At 39.5% G+C, this 17,828-nt stretch carries 16 protein-coding genes; 8 read left to right on the top strand and 8 right to left on the bottom strand.

The genetic code is table 11. From position 1 onward, the window contains the following. Positions 1-50: 50 nt before the first annotated feature. From CWB85_RS04675 to CWB85_RS04665, 3 genes are all read left to right on the top strand, one after another. Positions 51-407, top strand: a complete 357-nt coding sequence (locus CWB85_RS04675) for a DUF5522 domain-containing protein (protein WP_138554237.1) — start codon at positions 51-53, stop codon at positions 405-407. 171 nt (positions 408-578) lie between these two features. Continuing rightward, positions 579-3,011 carry a TonB-dependent receptor gene (locus tag CWB85_RS04670; protein ID WP_138554236.1) on the top strand — a complete coding sequence of 811 codons (2,433 nt, stop codon included), beginning with the start codon at positions 579-581 and terminating at the stop codon, positions 3,009-3,011. A 64-nt stretch (positions 3,012-3,075) separates the two neighbouring features. Further along, positions 3,076-4,593, top strand: coding sequence for a tetratricopeptide repeat-containing sulfotransferase family protein (locus tag CWB85_RS04665; protein ID WP_249314784.1), 1,518 nt, complete (start codon positions 3,076-3,078; stop codon positions 4,591-4,593). Here the strand turns inward: CWB85_RS04665 and CWB85_RS04660 are convergent. Together CWB85_RS04660 and CWB85_RS04655 are read right to left on the bottom strand one after the other, a co-directional pair. Beyond that, on the bottom strand, positions 4,590-5,444 hold the full coding sequence (locus CWB85_RS04660; RefSeq protein WP_138554234.1) for a sulfurtransferase: 855 nt from the start codon (positions 5,442-5,444) through the stop codon (positions 4,590-4,592). The genes CWB85_RS04665 and CWB85_RS04660 overlap by 4 nt on opposite strands. After that, positions 5,377-6,612 carry a capsular polysaccharide export protein, LipB/KpsS family gene (locus CWB85_RS04655; RefSeq protein ID WP_138554233.1) on the bottom strand — a complete coding sequence of 412 codons (1,236 nt, stop codon included), beginning with the start codon at positions 6,610-6,612 and terminating at the stop codon, positions 5,377-5,379. Before CWB85_RS04655 ends, CWB85_RS04660 begins: the two co-directional genes overlap by 68 nt. A 225-nt stretch (positions 6,613-6,837) precedes the next feature. On the opposite strand from CWB85_RS04655, the gene CWB85_RS04650 reads away from it, so the two are divergent. Then, positions 6,838-7,854: a CDP-glycerol glycerophosphotransferase family protein gene (locus tag CWB85_RS04650; RefSeq protein WP_138554232.1), complete on the top strand. Its 1,017-nt coding sequence runs from the start codon at positions 6,838-6,840 to the stop codon at positions 7,852-7,854. 36 nt (positions 7,855-7,890) lie between these two features. On the opposite strand, the gene CWB85_RS04645 is transcribed toward CWB85_RS04650, so the two are convergent. Then, on the bottom strand, positions 7,891-8,292 hold the full coding sequence (locus tag CWB85_RS04645) for an FAD synthase family protein (protein WP_016708439.1): 402 nt from the start codon (positions 8,290-8,292) through the stop codon (positions 7,891-7,893). A gap of 374 nt (positions 8,293-8,666) precedes the next feature. Here CWB85_RS04645 and CWB85_RS04640 point away from each other — a divergent pair, with 374 nt between their 5' ends. After that, entirely contained in the window at positions 8,667-9,683 is a 1,017-nt protein-coding gene (locus tag CWB85_RS04640) for a glycosyltransferase family 9 protein (RefSeq protein ID WP_016708438.1), read from the top strand. Here CWB85_RS04640 and CWB85_RS04635 read toward each other — a convergent pair. The 5 genes from CWB85_RS04635 to CWB85_RS04615 form a co-directional block, all read right to left on the bottom strand. Then, positions 9,673-10,059, bottom strand: coding sequence for a group I truncated hemoglobin (locus CWB85_RS04635; protein WP_374954834.1), 387 nt, complete (start codon positions 10,057-10,059; stop codon positions 9,673-9,675). The two genes, CWB85_RS04640 and CWB85_RS04635, sit on opposite strands and share 11 nt — an antisense overlap. A gap of 32 nt (positions 10,060-10,091) precedes the next feature. Further along, positions 10,092-10,925, bottom strand: a complete 834-nt coding sequence (locus CWB85_RS04630) for a DUF3034 family protein (RefSeq protein ID WP_138554230.1) — start codon at positions 10,923-10,925, stop codon at positions 10,092-10,094. Further along, positions 10,912-13,224, bottom strand: coding sequence for a bifunctional diguanylate cyclase/phosphodiesterase (locus CWB85_RS04625; protein WP_138554229.1), 2,313 nt, complete (start codon positions 13,222-13,224; stop codon positions 10,912-10,914). Before CWB85_RS04625 ends, CWB85_RS04630 begins: the two co-directional genes overlap by 14 nt. Beyond that, the gene (locus tag CWB85_RS04620) at positions 13,217-13,876 is read right to left on the bottom strand and encodes a methylamine utilization protein (RefSeq protein ID WP_016708434.1); all 660 of its coding nucleotides are present in this window, start codon (positions 13,874-13,876) and stop codon (positions 13,217-13,219) included. Before CWB85_RS04620 ends, CWB85_RS04625 begins: the two co-directional genes overlap by 8 nt. A gap of 165 nt (positions 13,877-14,041) precedes the next feature. Further along, positions 14,042-15,148 carry a phosphoribosylaminoimidazolesuccinocarboxamide synthase gene (locus CWB85_RS04615; RefSeq protein ID WP_138554228.1) on the bottom strand — a complete coding sequence of 369 codons (1,107 nt, stop codon included), beginning with the start codon at positions 15,146-15,148 and terminating at the stop codon, positions 14,042-14,044. Between the two features lie 184 nt (positions 15,149-15,332). On the opposite strand from CWB85_RS04615, the gene CWB85_RS04610 reads away from it, so the two are divergent. The 3 genes from CWB85_RS04610 to CWB85_RS04600 are packed head-to-tail and all read left to right on the top strand — an operon-like array spanning position 15,333 to position 17,804. After that, positions 15,333-16,019 (top strand): ABC transporter ATP-binding protein, encoded by a 687-nt coding sequence (locus CWB85_RS04610; protein ID WP_138554267.1) that lies wholly within the window; start codon positions 15,333-15,335, stop codon positions 16,017-16,019. After that, positions 16,019-17,293 (top strand): ABC transporter permease, encoded by a 1,275-nt coding sequence (locus tag CWB85_RS04605; RefSeq protein WP_138554227.1) that lies wholly within the window; start codon positions 16,019-16,021, stop codon positions 17,291-17,293. The genes CWB85_RS04610 and CWB85_RS04605 overlap by 1 nt, the downstream gene beginning before the upstream one ends. A gap of 10 nt (positions 17,294-17,303) precedes the next feature. Then, complete coding sequence (locus tag CWB85_RS04600; RefSeq protein WP_016708430.1) at positions 17,304-17,804, top strand: DUF3299 domain-containing protein; 501 nt, start codon at positions 17,304-17,306, stop codon at positions 17,802-17,804. The last annotated feature ends 24 nt before the right edge of the window (positions 17,805-17,828 follow it).

The raw sequence follows: 17,828 nt of genomic DNA, 5'->3' as shown, positions 1-17,828 counted from the left end.
GCTTATCTGTTATTCTAATAATGATTACTTTAAAAACTGAATGAATATAAATGACGATTTTAGCCTGCTCACAATGCCAAACAACGCTTACATGTAATGTTGATAACATTAATGCCTGTTGGTGCAATGAACTGCCCGCTATTTTACCCCTTGATAGCACAACCACCAGCTGTTTATGCAAAGCGTGTACGCTGGTTAAAATTAATCAATTTTTAACTACCTTGTATGACCAACCTTTAAAAGAGCAACTGGCTTTTGCTAAACGCTTTCAAAGCAATGCTAATTTAATAGAAAACCTCGACTATGAAATGCAAAATAGCTACATGGTATTCACTCGTTGGTTTTTCTTAAAGCGTGGAAAATGCTGTAAAAACAATTGTAAAAATTGCCCTTATAAAAACGTATAGAGTATTTATTCAAAATAATGACATAAAGCTGCAAATAACGCATGACTAAAAGAATAAAAATACACTATAATTGGATATAAATTCACTAAACATCCACTGTATTCTGTTTAAAAAATCAAATTACTTTGATTTTTAAGCATAAAATTACTGTAACTTATTCGGAAAATGAACATGAGCACCTTTAGGCCAGCACTTCTTGCATCAGCTGTTTCAGCTATTTTATTTAATAGCCAACACCTTGCAGCTGAAGAATCCACAACCCAACTAGACAAAGCGATTGAAACCATTCAAATTACCGCTACTCGTCGTGCGGGCTCAGTGCAGGAAGCACCACTAAATATTACCGCTCTTGATGCTGATGTGATTAAAGATCAAAACATTACTGATCTTGAAGATGTCGCACGCTGGGTGCCTGGTTTAACAATTTCTGATCAGGGTGGTCGTGAAGGCTCACCTATCATTGTACGTGGTTTAAATACCAATACCTCTGATCGTATTTCTGATGGTGGTACGGTGGCAACTTACGTTGGTGAAATCCCACTTAATATTGATTTACGTTTAACTGACGTTGATCGTGTTGAGGTGCTTATTGGTCCACAAGGGACTTTATACGGTGCAGGTACATTAGGTGGCGCTATTCGTTACTTATTAAAGCAACCAGAGCTTGATATTACCGAAGGCCAAGTTACTGGTGACGTATTTAGCTTAAATGAAAGCGACGGCACCGGTGGTGAATTTGGTTTAGTGTTTAATACACCATTAATTGATGATGTATTGGCAATCCGCGCCAGTGTTAATTATTACACTAACCCAGGTTATATCGATTATAACTACGTGGTGCAAAACCCTGGGGTATCGAACCCAAATCCTGATTTTACGAATGAGCAAGACGTTAACGCTAACTTACGCAGTGTCAGTGATGTGAACGATGAGCAGATTACCACAGGTCGTGTATCACTGCGCTGGCAAGCCAATGAAGCTGTAGAAGCAACGCTTAACTATTTTTATCAAAAACAAGAAAATGGCGGCAACTCTACGTCACAATATAACTCATTAAGCGACAGCAGCGCCTTACACGGTATGGTTGGGCAGTATGAAAATGCCGCCCGCATACTTGAGCCGGGTGAAGAAGAAAACGACTTACTAAGCTTAGAGATCAAGGCTGACTTAGGCTTTGCTGAGCTTGTTTCAGCCTCAGGCTGGTCAAGCTACGAGCAATCTGGGCAACGCGACCAAACCGATTTACTTTACGATATTTGGAGTGGCTATGCAGAGTTTCCTGCGTTTGTAGCTCAAACTTTGGATACTTCAAAACGTGATAGTTTCACTCAAGAAATTCGCTTAGTGTCTAACTCTGATAGCGCTTTCAACTGGATTGTCGGTGGTTACTACAACAAGCTTGAGAGCCACTCAGACGATCGTGAATACACACCAGGTTTAACTGAGTTTTGGGGTGGTGGTATTCCAAATGTACAAGATGATCTTGAGTATATTTTAATCAGCGATTCTGAAACCACCGAAACGGCCCTTTTTGGTGAAGTCGGTTATGCTTTTACTGAGCAATTTAACGTAACGCTAGGTGCACGTTTTTATGAGTATGATGTATCAACCACATCAGGCTCTGCAACACCGCTGTACTCAGGTGACTTTACATCTCTTGACGATTTAGTAATGGAAAACGTTAGCGCTAGCGACAATGGAAACTTGTTCAAATTTAACGCCAGTTACACATTTGATTCTGGAGTGCTTGCTTATTTTACCGTCAGTGAAGGCTTTAGAATTGGTGGTGGTAATGGTATCGCACCTTGCCCAGAGGTACTACCTGAGCAACAAATTGTCTGTGCACTACCAAGCGAAGAAGATTATAAACCAGACACTACGGTAAACTATGAACTTGGTTTTAAATCGAGCTGGCTTAAAAACCGCTTACACTTTAACGCGGCACTTTTTAATGTTGATTGGAAAGATGCTCAGGTTGGTACTGCAACCGTAAATGGCCAAGAGCTAATCACCTCAAATGCCGGTGCAGCCAATTCAAAAGGTGTGGAAATTTCATCACGCGCTATGATTGCTGATAACTGGACTGCCTACGCCACTTATGCTTACGCAAAGGCAGAGCTAACTGAAGATGCTCCTGGATTGTTAGGCATATTAGGCGAAGATTACGCACAGTATCAATCATACTACGATGGTGCTGATGGCGATCGTTTACCAGGTGCGCCTGAGCATCAATTTTCATTCGGCCTGCGTTATGAGCAAGATGTGTTAGACGATAAACTATTAAGTATTAACTATGGTATGACTGCACAAAGTGATGTGATCACAAAAGTTGGCTTAAAAGCCGATGGTGAAACGCTTGCAGGCTATGCTCTGAGTAACTTATCAGCCAAATTAACAGGCGATATGTGGTCAGCCACTCTCTATGTTGATAACTTATTCGATAAGTATGCGTTTACCTCAGTACGTCGTGATAAATCATGGGCGGGAATGGCTAAGTATGAAGAGCTAAACAAAGACCTGCCTGAACTACAACGTGTGTATGGGCACTACACCACAGCCCCTCGTACTATCGGCATGAAGTTTACGTATAATTTTGAACTGTAATAACGGTTCTTTATAAACTAAAAAAGCCTTGGTGTTTTACGCCAAGGCTTTTATGCTTATTGCTATGCTGACATCTATACAAAAACACCTACAACAACGCGTTGAGCACGCCATTAATCAAGGTAAGCTTAATGACGCGCATTTATTCCTGATCAGTAATATAAAACAAAACCCAGATGACCACTTTAGCTACTTTTTACTGGCGCAAGTAAATATTGCAGCTAAGGATATTAACAAGGCCAATAAACTACTCGCCAAAGCGATTAGCATTGCCCCTGTGCCAGTGTACTTTGCTCACTCGGCTAAACTTGCTGTGCTCAGTGGCCAGCTATTAGATGCGCAACTAGCTATTGATGAAGCTATAAAACATCCACAATTTACAGCTATTGAATGCGATTTAATTGCCAATGTATTAACGCGTCTAGGACACTATCAGCTCGCACTCGAATGGCAATCACGTGCCTATCAACAAGCCCCTAAAAATCCACAAATCTGTTATAACTTAGCCGTAGCCTATAAAATCATGGGGCAATTTAGTGATGCGCAACAGCTGCTACACAAATTAATAAAACAACATCCACAGCATTTTCAAGCTCACTATTCGCTAGCTGAATTAAACGACAGCCAACAGGCTAAACACCATCTACAACAACTATTATCTTTGAGCGAATCCGCTAAAACGCCCATGCAACAGCAATTTTTACACCACGCGATCGCACTGAACTATGAACATTGCGCTGATTATCAACAAGCCTTTGTACACTTTACTACCAGTAAACAAGCAATCTCTGAGCATGTGAAATATGATGCACAAACCCACCATCAATTTTGTGAGCAACTGATAACACTCAGTAATGATTATAAGGCGCGCTCAAGCGACAGCAATTTTGCGCCGCTATTTATCGTAGGTATGCCACGCTCAGGCACAACGTTGTTAGAAAAAATAATGAATCAGTCAACACAAGTACATGGAGTGGGTGAACTTAATGATATTGCCCAGCTTTGCCAAGGCAAGCATGCTCAGGTATTGAGTAAGCATGTGCTCAATGAGGCATATAAAAATACAAAGCTGCCAGTTCAGCTTAGCCACTATCAGCAGCGTATTAAGCAATTAGTGGCACCACTACTGCGTAGTTGTGACAAACAACCGTTTAATTTTTACTATATTGATTTAATTTTAGCGGCATTTCCAAAAGCAAAAATTATTTGCATGCAACGAGGACGCGAAGACAGCTGCATAGCTAATTATCGTCAACTATACAGCCCAGCCAGTGCGTTTCATCACTACAGTTATAACCTACAAGATATAGACAGCTTTTATCAGGATTACAGCGATTTGATCAATCACTTTGCAGCAAAACACTCCGCTAATGTGATGATTATGCAATACGAAACATTAGTGTCAGAACCAATAAAAAGCACGCAACAACTCTATGATTTTTGTGATTTGCCTTGGCAGGCGCAATGTCTTGATTTTTATCAGCACCTCAGCCCGTCAGCAACGGCGAGTAAAGTACAAGTGCGCCAGCCACTTAATAACAAAGCAATTGACTACTGGCGGCACTACGCGTTTGCATTTTAACGTGCGGGGCAAGGGCCTGTTTCAATAGGCAACTCTTCTCGAGCCCCCCATTCACTCCATGAACCATCATAGACATGCAAGTTTTGATAACCACATTCATCGGCAAATAACGCCAAAATACAAGCAGTCACACCTGAGCCACAACTAAATTGCAAGCGAGTGTGTAGATCAGCTTGATCGCCAAGAACTACATCAAATGCTGCTTTAATGTCAGTTAATGGTTTTGCTTCGCCGCCCTCTAACAGTTCCCCAAAAGGCAAAGCACGGCTATTAGGAATATGGCCGCTGCGCATACCCACTCTCGGCTCTGCCATTTCACCTAAATAACGCTGATAACCCCGCGCATCAAGCAGTACCGTGTGCTCATCATCAATACCGTTAAATACCGCTGCTGCATCTATAAAATAATCTGTTCTTGGGTTGGCTATAAAGTTACCTTTATGATGATTATGGCTGTATTCAACTTGGGTGAGATACCCGAGAGATTGCCATTTTTCTAAGCCCCCACTGAGAACTTTAACATTATCAAAGCCCATGGCTTTAAACATCCACCAACCTCGGGCCGAACTAAATAATCCTTTATCCTCGTAGATAACCACCAGCGAATCTTTATCAACCCCCAGCAACTGCATTTGCTGAGTAAATTGCTCAGCACTACACATAGTATGTGGTAGTGGATTTTCTTGATCGGCTAATTGCTTTTTAAAATCAAAACGTAAAGCATTCGGTAACTTAGCTTGAGGTTTATATTCACCCGGCTTACCAGGGCGCACCATGCCGGCATCAAAAATAATCAGCTTGGGGTCGTTCAAGTGCTCGTTCAACCATTGGCAAGTTACTATGTTTTTCATTATGGTCCTTTACTTCATTAATTTGCTGAGAAAAAACATCTAACCCGAGTAAACGTTGCTCCACAGCTTTAGCATGCTCTTTGCAGCAATCTTGCCACCTTCCTTCAATACTGTAAACATGCTTTAAATAATTGAAAAATTGCTCCCTAAGTTGAGGGTTGAATTGCCAACCTTGGCTCATTAGTAATATTCGCTTAATTAATTCCTCGCTGTTACCTGCATGTAAAACCAATTCATCAATGTTATAGCAAGCCTGCCCTAATGTAATAACGCGTCGCCCCAACAATAGCGCCTCCAAGCCAACGGTTGAATTAATTGTAATCACATACTCTGCGTTATTAATTAAATCAGCTGCCATATTACCATTAGCAAATACTGCTTGAGGGTGCTTTTTATATAAATGAGAATAATGTTTATGCCAAGAAGGGTGTTCTTTAAATACGACTTTTAGGTCTGGATCATTTAGCTTTTCAATCGCAGTCATTACCTCTGTAAATAGCATCTCCATCGAATTAACCCAAGGCGAATAACATACTAGTTGCGTATCATGAGGAACTTGAAACGGCACAAAAATATAACGAGCTGGCAGCTTGCTTTTCATAAAGGCTTTGCGTTTTCTATGATTTACTCTAGCTGTTAATTCTGATGCTTCACAAACTGCAGTTTTTGAAGGTGCAATATCGAGGTAAAAATGTTTCTCACGTTGAATTGAAGATGCATAATTAACGCCTTTGGGATCCAAACAAGTTGTATTAGGTAATAAGCCATTTTCATAATAAATAACACTAATACCTAACTTTTTGGCTGCATTTACGACTGTAACATTAGGCAGTTTATGACCATTCCAAATAACTAAATGGGTGGCCTGCTCCTTCTTGAATAACGCTAAATACTTAGCATAACGACAGCGCTCAACTACATTCATTAAAAAAGAGTAGACTAATTTTATCAGATAGTTATGCCAAATAGCATGCTTTGCTTGTTTACGCTTTAATTGCGTAGCAATAACGCTATCAAAGGATACTTTAAATGCGTCAGGTAAATATGTTAATGCACTGAGCATTGGTTTACCAAAAATATGTAAACTTGCATGCAGATCTAGTTGAGCAATTAACTTTTTATAATATCGAGCATGTATATTACGACGAGATACAAAGAGGAAATGCATAGTAAGATCGCACCCATTTAGCTTCTTTAGGTGGTAATACTAAGCTGTAATTATGACTAATTTATGAACAAAAAATCGATTCGGCTTTTTTGACAGAGAAGATACACTATTTTCTTTTAATGTAATAAAACTGTATTATATGAAACTAATTCCGGTAAATAGAGTCTTTACCAATACCTTCGAGATGTATTTTATTGCCAACTTAAAGTCGAAAAGTGACTTCACATGCCTAAACATTATTTATTCTATGTAGAACAACCCTATAGCTTTGCTATTTTACGCCCTATTCAAGCAGCTATTAAAGCAAATGGAGATAAAGCTTGCTGGTTTATTACAAAAAAAAGCGGTATTACCAACAGCTTATTAGACGGTGAGAAACAACTTCATACTATTGAAGAAGTTAAAAACTTTAACCCGTGTGCCGTATTTGTGCCAGGTAATGTTGTTCCGGATTTTTTCCCTGGGGTAAAGGTACAAGTGTTTCATGGCTTAGAATATAAAAAGAAAGGGCATTTTGCGATCAGAGGCTTTTTTGACTTGTACTGCACTCACGGTCCTCTCACCACTGAGCCATTTAGACAACTCGCGAAAAAACACGGATATTTTAGAGTCACTGAAACTGGCTGGCCAAAACTCGACCCTTACTTCGATTATCAAAAACAACAGAATATAAAGCCGGTTATTTTATATGCGCCAACATTTTCGCCAAACTTATCTTCGCTTGAGAGCTTATTTGAGCAAATAAAAGCACTTGCAAGTAGTGGTGATTACGACATTAAACTGAAGTTTCACCCAAAAACTAAACCGCAGTGGCAACAATTGTATCAGTCACTTGCTGAGTTAGCACATTTTGAGATCTGTCAAAGTGATAACTTAATTCCTTTAATTCAACACGCAGATGTTGTTATTTCAGATACATCGAGCGCCGTTGATGAGTCCCTACTATTAGGTAAACCAGTGATCACTTTTAATAACTCTCAACCGCAAGATGCACTGATAAATATCACTAAACCGGAGCAATTAAGTAATGCTTTGGCACAAGCTCTCACTTTAAGTGATGAGCAGCAACTAAAGATTAATCAGTATATAACTCAAGTACACCCTTTTACTGATGGCAACAGTGCTCAACGTGTACTGGCTGCAACCGCACAAGTAATTGAAGCTGGGGTTATGCAAAAGCCACTCAATCTATTGCGTCGATACAAAATCCGAAAAGCACTCAACTATATGAAATTAAAGTGATGTAACTTGAGGGTGGGCGGGCTCCACCTTAACGGCTTATTGCGATAATGGATTACGTACCACTTCAATTATTTCAGTGGTTGAAATTGAAGGTGTGCGAGTAAGGTACTGTACATCACAAAGGCTTTTAAATTCATCAAAACGTCCTGCCCAATCATCCCCCATAACTAATAAGTCAGCTTTATGTGTAGTGATGTATTCCCCTTTAAGCTCTAACGAGTGCTCGATAAACACCTCATCAACACAACGTAATGAGCTGATAATTTTTACTCTGTCGGCTTCACTGTAAACAGGGTTGCGCCCCTTTTTTGACATATTGAGCGCATCTGATGACACCCCAACAATCAAGTAGTCGCCCAATGCTTTTGCACGCTCTAATATATTGATATGGCCAACATGGAAAATATCAAACGTTCCAAAAGTTATTACTCGTTTCATTTATTTTCCTCTAAATAGTTCGCAATTCGCTCAGCAGATAAGCCATCTATTTTACCCATGGGCGTTTTGGTAACACTAGTTTTATTTTGTTAAAAGTCAGTCCTTAATGCAACTCATCGTCACGAGCTATTAATAGTATATAGCTTACAGAGCATTCACATTGAAATAATTAATACTTCTTCTTAATCCTGCAATAAAATAAAGTAAAATTAACCATTTCAATATTTTAATAACAATTAAGTCCACTTTCATTTTTTATTATTAAAGCTATAAAAACATATTTTTATAGCTTTAATAATTCCATATTGTGGTTCAATAGACTTCACAAACACGCATTGCTACAATCGATGCACAAACCGAATGGTACAATTTAGATGAAAAAAAGTAACTGTAAAATAGCGACGCAAAAAATAATGGGGAACATCTTAATCGTCTTACCAAAGTTTATTGGTGATGCTGTTAATTGCACTCCATCGTTAAAGTTACTCAAAGAGTTGTATCCGAACAACAAAATTTTTTTATTACTAAGACCTAACTTAGTCGATTTATTTTCACGCAATCCAGACTATTCAATTATTGTTGATGAACGTTTCAATCAAAGCAAGCCTATATCAATTTTAAAACAAGCGAAAATACTCAAAGTCGCTAACATCCAGCTTGCTATAATAATGCGTAACTCGCTATCCGAAGCAATGCTATGTTTCTTGGCAAGCATTAAATATAGAGTAGGTTATGCAAAAAATGGACGTTCGTTTTTATTGACACATAAACTAAAATTAAATGCGAATCACCATTATATATTCCGTTATTGTCGGCTCGTAAATGAGCCTCATGGCAACCCCTTTAATACGATACCAAATACAGCCCTTAAAAAAGAGCCTAGTTTTCTAATACCCAATACAGGGAAAAAGTCAATTGGAGTATATTTTGGTGGAAAAAATAAAGGCCTACGCCATTATCCAAACAAGCTTTCATTTGATGCTATGGCAAGCATAGCTGTAGAAATTGATTGCGTTTTTTATATTTTTGGCGACAAAAGTGAACTTGATGATGCTCAACAATTACACAGACAATTAAATCAACAACAAATTGACTCTGTATTGCTGGCTGGAAAAACCTCCATTCTAACAATGAGTGATGCTATTAGTGAATTAGATTTGTTGCTTACAATAGACTCTGGCCCTATGCATATTGCAGCTGCATTTAATGTACCTTTTGTCGCAGTTGTTGGCTTAGGTACTTCTCCATGGAGTATTGTTGCGCCTAAAGTAAGTAACTACATAGCATTAGTTGCAAATGGCAATCAGCTACTTGAGCCTGACATCATTAACGAAATTCATCCAACGGAAATAAGTAATGCAGCTTTGAGGCTTCTGCATGCTAAATCTTAATTATCTGCGATCTTAGTGGTGCCATTCTCGCAAGTATTTTATTTTGTACTGTGTGATCAATATTTTGTTCATTCATGGCATTAATAAGTAAATCGACAACATGATTGAAGTCCGCTTCAGTGATGTGCATGCCGGTGTGGATCTCCACCATACTATCGCGCGTGTATTTACAAGGGCCATCCGTTAACACGCATAGGTGGTTAAGGAAGCCTGCACGAAAATGGCTAATATTGGCATGCTCAAAATAGTGAAAAACCTGCTCATCATTACCAATTTGATTAATAAAGCTATCAACTAACCTTTCTAGGCCTGCTTGGCCATCGAGTTGTTGGTACAAAGTTAAGTTGCTTATATTTGAGCAAGCACTGAGTATCATTGTAAAAACTATTACCGGAATAAATTTAAGCATTACCAATACCCTGTTACCGATAAATACCAGCCCGTTTGCTCAGCAGCTCCCGCAATACTCCCTAAATCAAGGTATGCTGCGGTAACGCTAACATATTTATTAGGCATCCACGCTACAAACAGATCGTGCCAATCTTGCTCGCCGAGCGCTAGATTATTTGATTTTTGTCGATATTCAACACCAATGGCAATTTCTCGGCTTAAGAAAATAGCAGTGCTGCCTTCAAATAATAATTTTTCGCCGCCATTGGCTCCACCATAGCCAAGTAACCCTAGCTGATTTGCTTCACTATAGCGTGTAGTTATATTCCAGAACCAGTTATAACCCGCGATAGCACCTAAATGTAACTTACTCGCCGCAAGATAAATATCAGTGCCCGAAGTCTCTTTTGCGCCTACGAGTGTCGCAACAGTGCCATCGTCAAGAGACTTATGCTGCGCACCGAGTGTTAGCTGTGGCCAATCACTGTAGACAATATCGCCATAGAGCCTAACTTTAACACCTGTAATTGCTTGTTCTATTTCAGTATCAAGTGCTGGCACAGCAAAATTTTGCTGTGCATAACTAAGCTCAACACGATTAAATAAATTAATTTGTGCACCACATACATCTAGAGTGTAATCTGTCACATCTGCACGGCTACAAAAGCCATTGATGGCAAATTCATCTTCGCTGGCATACCCTGCAAGTTGCGCCCAGGGGACGATCCCCCCACCGCCACTTCCTTCTACTTGCGATACCCCGGGTGTTGCTAACAACTTACCCTGTGATGCAAAAGAATCAAAAACGGATAATGTCATAACGGTAACAAATAATAACTTAAGCTTGTTCATTATATTGCTCCAACCATTGTTCAAACACCTCCGCTTTGAGCGGCCGACTTAAGTAATAACCTTGCACATGATCACACTGCATTCTTTGTAACAATTCAAGCGAAGCTAAGGTTTCGACTCCCTCTGCAACCACAGAAAATCCAAGTTGATGACCTAAGGTGATGGTGGATTCCACAATGAATTGATCTTTTTCTGATTCATCTAGCTTTAAAATAAAACACTTATCAAGTTTCAGCTCATCAATAGGAAGCATTTTTAAACGACCTAAGGAAGTTTGCCCTACGCCATAATCATCCAACGAAATTTTTACGCCTATAGCTTTAAGGTTTTCCAGTGCGTGAATACCTTTTTCTTCATTTTCGATCATATCGCGCTCGGTTAATTCGATAGTAATAAGCGCTGGAGCCACCGAAAACTGTTTTAACGTACGTATTAAATTTGCATGAAATCCTGGGTAAGCTATATCTTGGGCTGACACATTAATAGCTGCTTGCATATAAATACCTTGCTGTTGCCAAAGCCCCACTTGTGCAACTACTGTTTTAACAACCCAGCCTGTTAACTCAACAATTAACCCTGATTGTTCTGCTAAATCAATAAATAACTCTGGAGACACCCAACTACCATCTTTACGTTGCCAACGAATGAGTGACTCAACTTTATCTATTTTTTGAGTGGCGATATGTAATTTGGGTTGATAAGTCATAAATAATTGACCATCATCGTCATTAATAGCCTGTTTGAGCTCATCGATCATTCTCAGCCTTTCAAGGTGCTCTTCATCTTCACCTTGCTGGTAATAATGGATATTTTCATGCGCACTAGCGGCACTATCAACAGCAATCAACACCCGGCGCATTAAATCATCGGCTTGCAAACCCTGAGAGGGATATTGCACAACCCCTGCACTGAAACGTAAATTAATCTTCAACTTTTGAATCGTGTAACATGCTTGCAACTGCGCCATTAAACCAATTATGCCACTTTTAAGGTTGCTGCCAGTATTGCTCGCAAATGCAGTTAAAAACTCATCGCCTCCAATGCGGGCATGTAAACCACCTAAGTCATCTGAAAACTCAGCAATCCGTGATGCTACGGCTTTTAAACAATCATCACCAATACGTGCACCGAGCTTATCGTTAATGTGCCTGAGGCCACGAATATCAATTGCGACTAAAGTATATTCTTGATTTTGGTTAAGGGTCTCATTCAATACTTCTAACATCGCTGAACGATTATAAAAACCTGTTAAGGAGTCATGTTTTGCTGCAAAGCTAATTTGCTGTTCACGTTCTTGAATATCATTACCCATATTTTTAAAAGCATCGATCAAGGTTGATATTTCATTGCTTTGTTTTTTACTCATTAGCTCAACATTGTAATTACCACGCGCAAATTGCCGCGCTAAGCTAGCCAATTGTGATAGTGGCATGGTTAAGTTTTTTGCTAATAAGCTACTGGTAATCACACCAATAAAAATGGTTATCGTGGCTAAAATAACTAACGTGTAAAACAGCCGCTCAAACTCACTGTAACTTTGCGTTAAATCAGCACTTAGTAACACATTCACAGGGTGGTTATTGAGTGAGGGTAAATGTACGTCACGATTGCTATAAACGAGTTGTTCACCAAAAATTCGTTGTGTGGTTTTATTATGAAAATATTCAGTTGGAATAAAGGGCGTTGGCCGTTCTAATAACGAACTTTTTACTAAGTCATCACTTTTAGCAATAAAGCTTACATCCATGCCGGTTAGGTTTTTTAATTCAACAGCAACCTCGTCATCAATTTTAAACCCAACAAGGCTATAAGCCACGGTGCGAGGTGCTTTGATCGGTAATAAAATAACCTGGTATAGTTCTTTTTTTAGCACAACAAAGCTTGATTGCTCGGTATTATTGAGCAACTCATTCATCAGTTCTTGTAAATTACTATCAAAATCTTGCTGTCGGTTAGTTGATACTAACTTCCCTGATAGGTCTAATAACAACATCAAGTCAGCATTGATACGTTGGCTATGATTATACAATACACTACTTATAGTATTGGCATCTCTAGTCGCAACCGCTTGTTTAAAACCAAAGTCAGCAGTTAATACTTTAGCAGCTGTAAGTAGTAAACTTTCTTTTGAGGTCAGATACTGCTTATAGACATTTTCGGCCACGTTAATATCTTGTGTGACCTTTTTCTCATTAAATTGGCTCGTCGACCACCAAAAACTCAATAAGCTGACCATAGTCGTCAATAGTACAAGGCCTACACATAAAATAGTAATGCGATTTTTTAAGCTGTTAGTCATTCCCGCCCTTAAACTTACTACCAAACGTATTACGTGGCTTAGGCTCTATTGTTTGCAATGTAACTTGGACACGATTAGGTGAATTTACAGTTAACGTTAAAGATTGTTTTTCTTCTAGAGCGTTTTTTTGCAGTGAGTGCCACAGACTAAGCTGAACGGGCAGTGTTAAGCCATTTAGCTGCACATTTCCATGCTCATCACTTTGATATACATGAGAACTTTTAGCGACATAAATATACCCTAACATAGAATCATGGATATTACAGCCAAGCACCACGACCCCTTGATTCTCAAATGTAATTGGGCTTTCAGGCTGCCCTGAATAAAGTTTCAACTGAAATGGTTTTGCAGGAGAGAAAGAATACACATGATGACGAATATTATCGCTATTCGGAAAATTAACCTGTTGTCCCTGCTGAGCAATTAACAATGAGGGTGAAAACTGCTTGTCGACTTGATCCATGATAAGTACGGGTAACTGCGATGATGATTTACTAGTATCTTCACCAACCAGTTCGACAACTGTATTTTTAAGTGGCAAGCCATGTTGATCAACAATATTAAGTGCAACATTCTGCGCACAGGCTGCGTATGAGAGCGCCACTGTAAAAAGAGTCACTATGCTTTTGCTTGCCATTTTTTGCAGTTTCATTTAGTCATCCTCGGTAGCGCGTAAGCACTAACCTATGAGTGTCTCTAATTAATCTTAGGTTAAGTTAATTAGAGACTGACCCGAAATGCAAGAATAAAAGCCCAGTTACACTAAATAAGAGTAAAACTTAAGGCTTTTAAACATTAGCAAATAAAAAACTCATGATTAAAGCTTGGTGATCAAGCCATATTGCTGATCTAAAATAGTAATAACCTCAGTACGTGGATCTGTCGGAATGGCGATATCATAGCCAACTATCTTACTAGCAATACCAACATAAGTTTCTGACACCGATAACATTACTGATTCTGGCAAAATATAATCTTTAGCAAGCTGCTCTCGCTCAGGCATACGGTCTTTATTTAATAGCACATCACTATCAGGTACATTGCTAATTAATAACTGCCGGAAACCTTCTTTTGAATTCTCAACAATTTTACCATCACGGTAAGCTGCACCATCCCAAATGCGTGATGAGTCAGGTGTGCCTACTTCGTCGATATAGATCAGCTTATCTGTACCATCAATATCTTCTACATAACCAAACTCAAACTTTGTATCTACAAAAATTTGATCCAATTTAGCCAACTCAGCACTAATTAAAGTAAAACCTTCAACAAGTAGCTCTTCGTATTTTGCAACATCATCTTCAGATTTAAAATTAAAAACACTCAAATTATTAGTGATATTGTCACGCGTGATATTTACATCATCCACGGCAGGAATATCTGCAACGCCTGTAATAATACCTTTCGTTGATGGCGTAATTAAAACATCATCCAACTTCTGATTCGCGGTTAAGCCTTCTGGTAATTCTAAACCACAAAAATGACGAACACCTTTGCTGTAATCACGCCACATACTGCCGGTAATATACTGGCGAGCAATGGCTTCTACTTTTACTGTACTGGCTTTACGAACAATCCAAACATATGGATGTGGAATATCAACAATATGATTTCCTGCAAGACCCGCTTGATCAAATAGCTTAAACCAGTGCGATGCAACAGTGTTTAATGCAATCCCCTTACCTGGCACACCATTTAGGCCATTTTCACCTTGCCAAATGCAATCAAATGCAGAGATACGATCAGAAATAACCATAATAGCCAGCTCAGTACCTTTAGGTACTTGATAACCTTTTTCGTTAATCAAACGCGCACTATCTTCGTCTGTTAGCCAATAAACTGACCGAACTTTACCACTATGAACAGGGCCCTTAGTGCGTATTGGTAAGTCATCGTTTACATCTAAAACTTTATAGCTAGTCATGCTATCTCCGGATCTATGGCGAGCCCATTACAGGCACTAGTATGGGATTGGGGTTATAAGCCGCTAATAATAATCGAGACCGAAGAAAATCACAATTAAAGCACTATGTGATTTAACGCAGATTAGTTGGTATTTTGTTATTAACGTTATAAGATAACATCAAATTCCAGCAGTAAACTGTATGATGATTGATATAAAGCAGCTAAGTTTTAAATGGCAAAAACACCAAATTAAGCCCACTCTAGCAATTGCATCGTTGGAGGTAATAAAAGGTGAGCATGTATTTTTACATGGCCCAAGCGGTTGTGGTAAATCCACATTGCTAGCATTGCTAGCGGGGATAAATCAACCAACATCAGGGACGTTAAAAATTTTGGATTGTGAGCTTAACCAACTAAGCAATAGTAAGCGTGATGCTTTTCGTGCTGATCACATTGGCTATATTTTTCAAAACTTTAATTTACTGCCTTACTTATCACCGCTTGAGAATGTGACTTTAGGTTGTCAGTTTTCAAAGCTGCGACAAAAAAAAGCATTAACAACTAGCTCAAGTCTGCATCAAGAAGCTAGCAGACTAATGAATGCGCTTGGCTTGGACGAGCAATTCCACCAGCAAAATGTTGCTAATTTAAGTATCGGGCAACAACAACGTGTCGCTGCCGCACGGGCATTTATTGGTAGCCCTGAGCTTATCATCGCTGATGAACCAACGTCAGCACTTGATAGCAATAACCGTCAAGCATTCATTAAGTTATTGTTCGAACAAGCTCAAGCCGCTAACAGCACCCTCGTTTTTGTCAGTCACGATGACAGCTTACAACCCTTATTTAATCGTAATATTGATTTGATCGCGTTACAGGAGCAAGTTTAATGGTCCTAGTAAAGCTTGCTATAAGCAGCCTATACAACCGCCGTGCAAGTGTGTTTCTGACCTTGTTGACTATTGCTATCAGCGTAATGCTATTACTGAGTATTGAACGCGTACGTGTTGATGCCAAAAGTAGTTTTAGTAATACCATTTCAGGTACTGATCTCATTGTTGGTGCACGAACGGGTGATATTCAGCTGTTACTGTCGTCAGTTTTTCGCATTGGTCACGCTAATAACGGGGTTAGTTGGCAAAGTTATCAATATATAAAACAACAACGCGGCGTAAAATGGAGTATCCCCTTATCACTTGGCGATAGCCATAAAGGTCAAGCCGTACTGGGCACTTCTGCAGACTATTTCCAGCATTATAAATTTGCTAAAAAGCAGCCACTTAGTTTTAGCCAAGGGCGGCCTTTTCAGCATTTAAATGAAGTTGTGCTCGGCGCTCAAGTCGCCAAGAGCTTAGGCTACTCGCTTGGCGATAGTATTATTATTTCCCACGGCATGGGTAACACGAGCTTTCATCATCATGATGACAACCCTTTTACGGTTGTCGGCGTTTTAAATGCCACTGGCACCCCTGTTGATAAAACGCTGCATATCCCATTAGCTGCAATTGAACAAATTCACAGTACAAACCACACCAGCCATGAGCATGAACATGAACATGAACATGAACATGAACATGAACATGAAAAGCCTACTGATTTGATTGGCAACCCAAAACAAATTACCGCATTTTTAATTGGTTTTGATTCACCACTTTATACTCTCCAGGTACGCCGTAATATCAACCAGTTTAAAGATGAAGCATTGCTTGCCATAATGCCCGGTGTCACATTACGTGAATTATGGGAAATGCTCACCATTGTTGAAAAAATCTTACTGCTGTTTTCTATAGTCGTAGTATTAGTAAGCCTATTAGGCATGCTCACTACGCTATTAGCGAACCTCAATCAACGCCGTCGTGAATTAGCAATCTTGCGTTCAGTGGGTGCAAGACCTTGGCACCTATTCGCCTTGATCAGCATTGAATCCTTATTGACCACATTTTTAGGTTGCTTAGCGGGCTGTGGATTATTTTATTTACTCATGGCCCTCGCTTCAGGCTACTTACAAAGCCACGCAGGGATCACTACCACCATTACTATGCTATCGAGCTATGAACTGATGCTGATCGGCGCTATTATGGCGGCCGGTTTTATCGTTGGCTTAATTCCAGCCTCCCGTGCTTATTTTTATTCATTATCAGATGGCATGAGCATTAAAATTTAAGAGGAACACCATGCAGTATTTTCAAAAACTCACTGTAGTTTGCTTAGTTATTTTTAGTTTTGTTCTAAGCTTTAATAGCTTAGCCAACGAACCTAAAGAGATATTTTGGGAAGATTTAATCCCTAAAGGGCACGTGCAAATAGACACTCAAGAGCAAGCCAGTCATGAAGGAACAGAGCAAAATTGGGTGCAACCCGACTTAGATGCCCCAGTTGTAAAAGAACTTAATGGCCAATCAGTCAGTTTACCCGGGTTTGTTGTACCGCTCGAAGGTGATAGCGAAGTGATCACTGAGTTTTTACTGGTGCCGTATTTTGGCGCCTGTATTCATGTGCCACCACCACCACCAAATCAAATTGTTCACGTCACAATTAAAGGCGGTGTGCCAATTGAAAGCCTCTACGATGCAATTGTTGTTACCGGCGTAATCAACACTGAAACTTGGAGTGGCGAAATAGCTCAAGTGGGCTATAAAATGACAGCCGTCGGCGTCGCACCATTTGAGTTGTAATTAATAGCACCTAGTTGCTAGGTG

The sequence above is a fragment of the Pseudoalteromonas sp. S1727 genome (genome assembly GCF_005886375.1).
GTDB classification, from domain to species: domain Bacteria; phylum Pseudomonadota; class Gammaproteobacteria; order Enterobacterales; family Alteromonadaceae; genus Pseudoalteromonas; species Pseudoalteromonas haloplanktis.
This window is presented reverse-complemented; position numbering and strand designations above follow the sequence as displayed.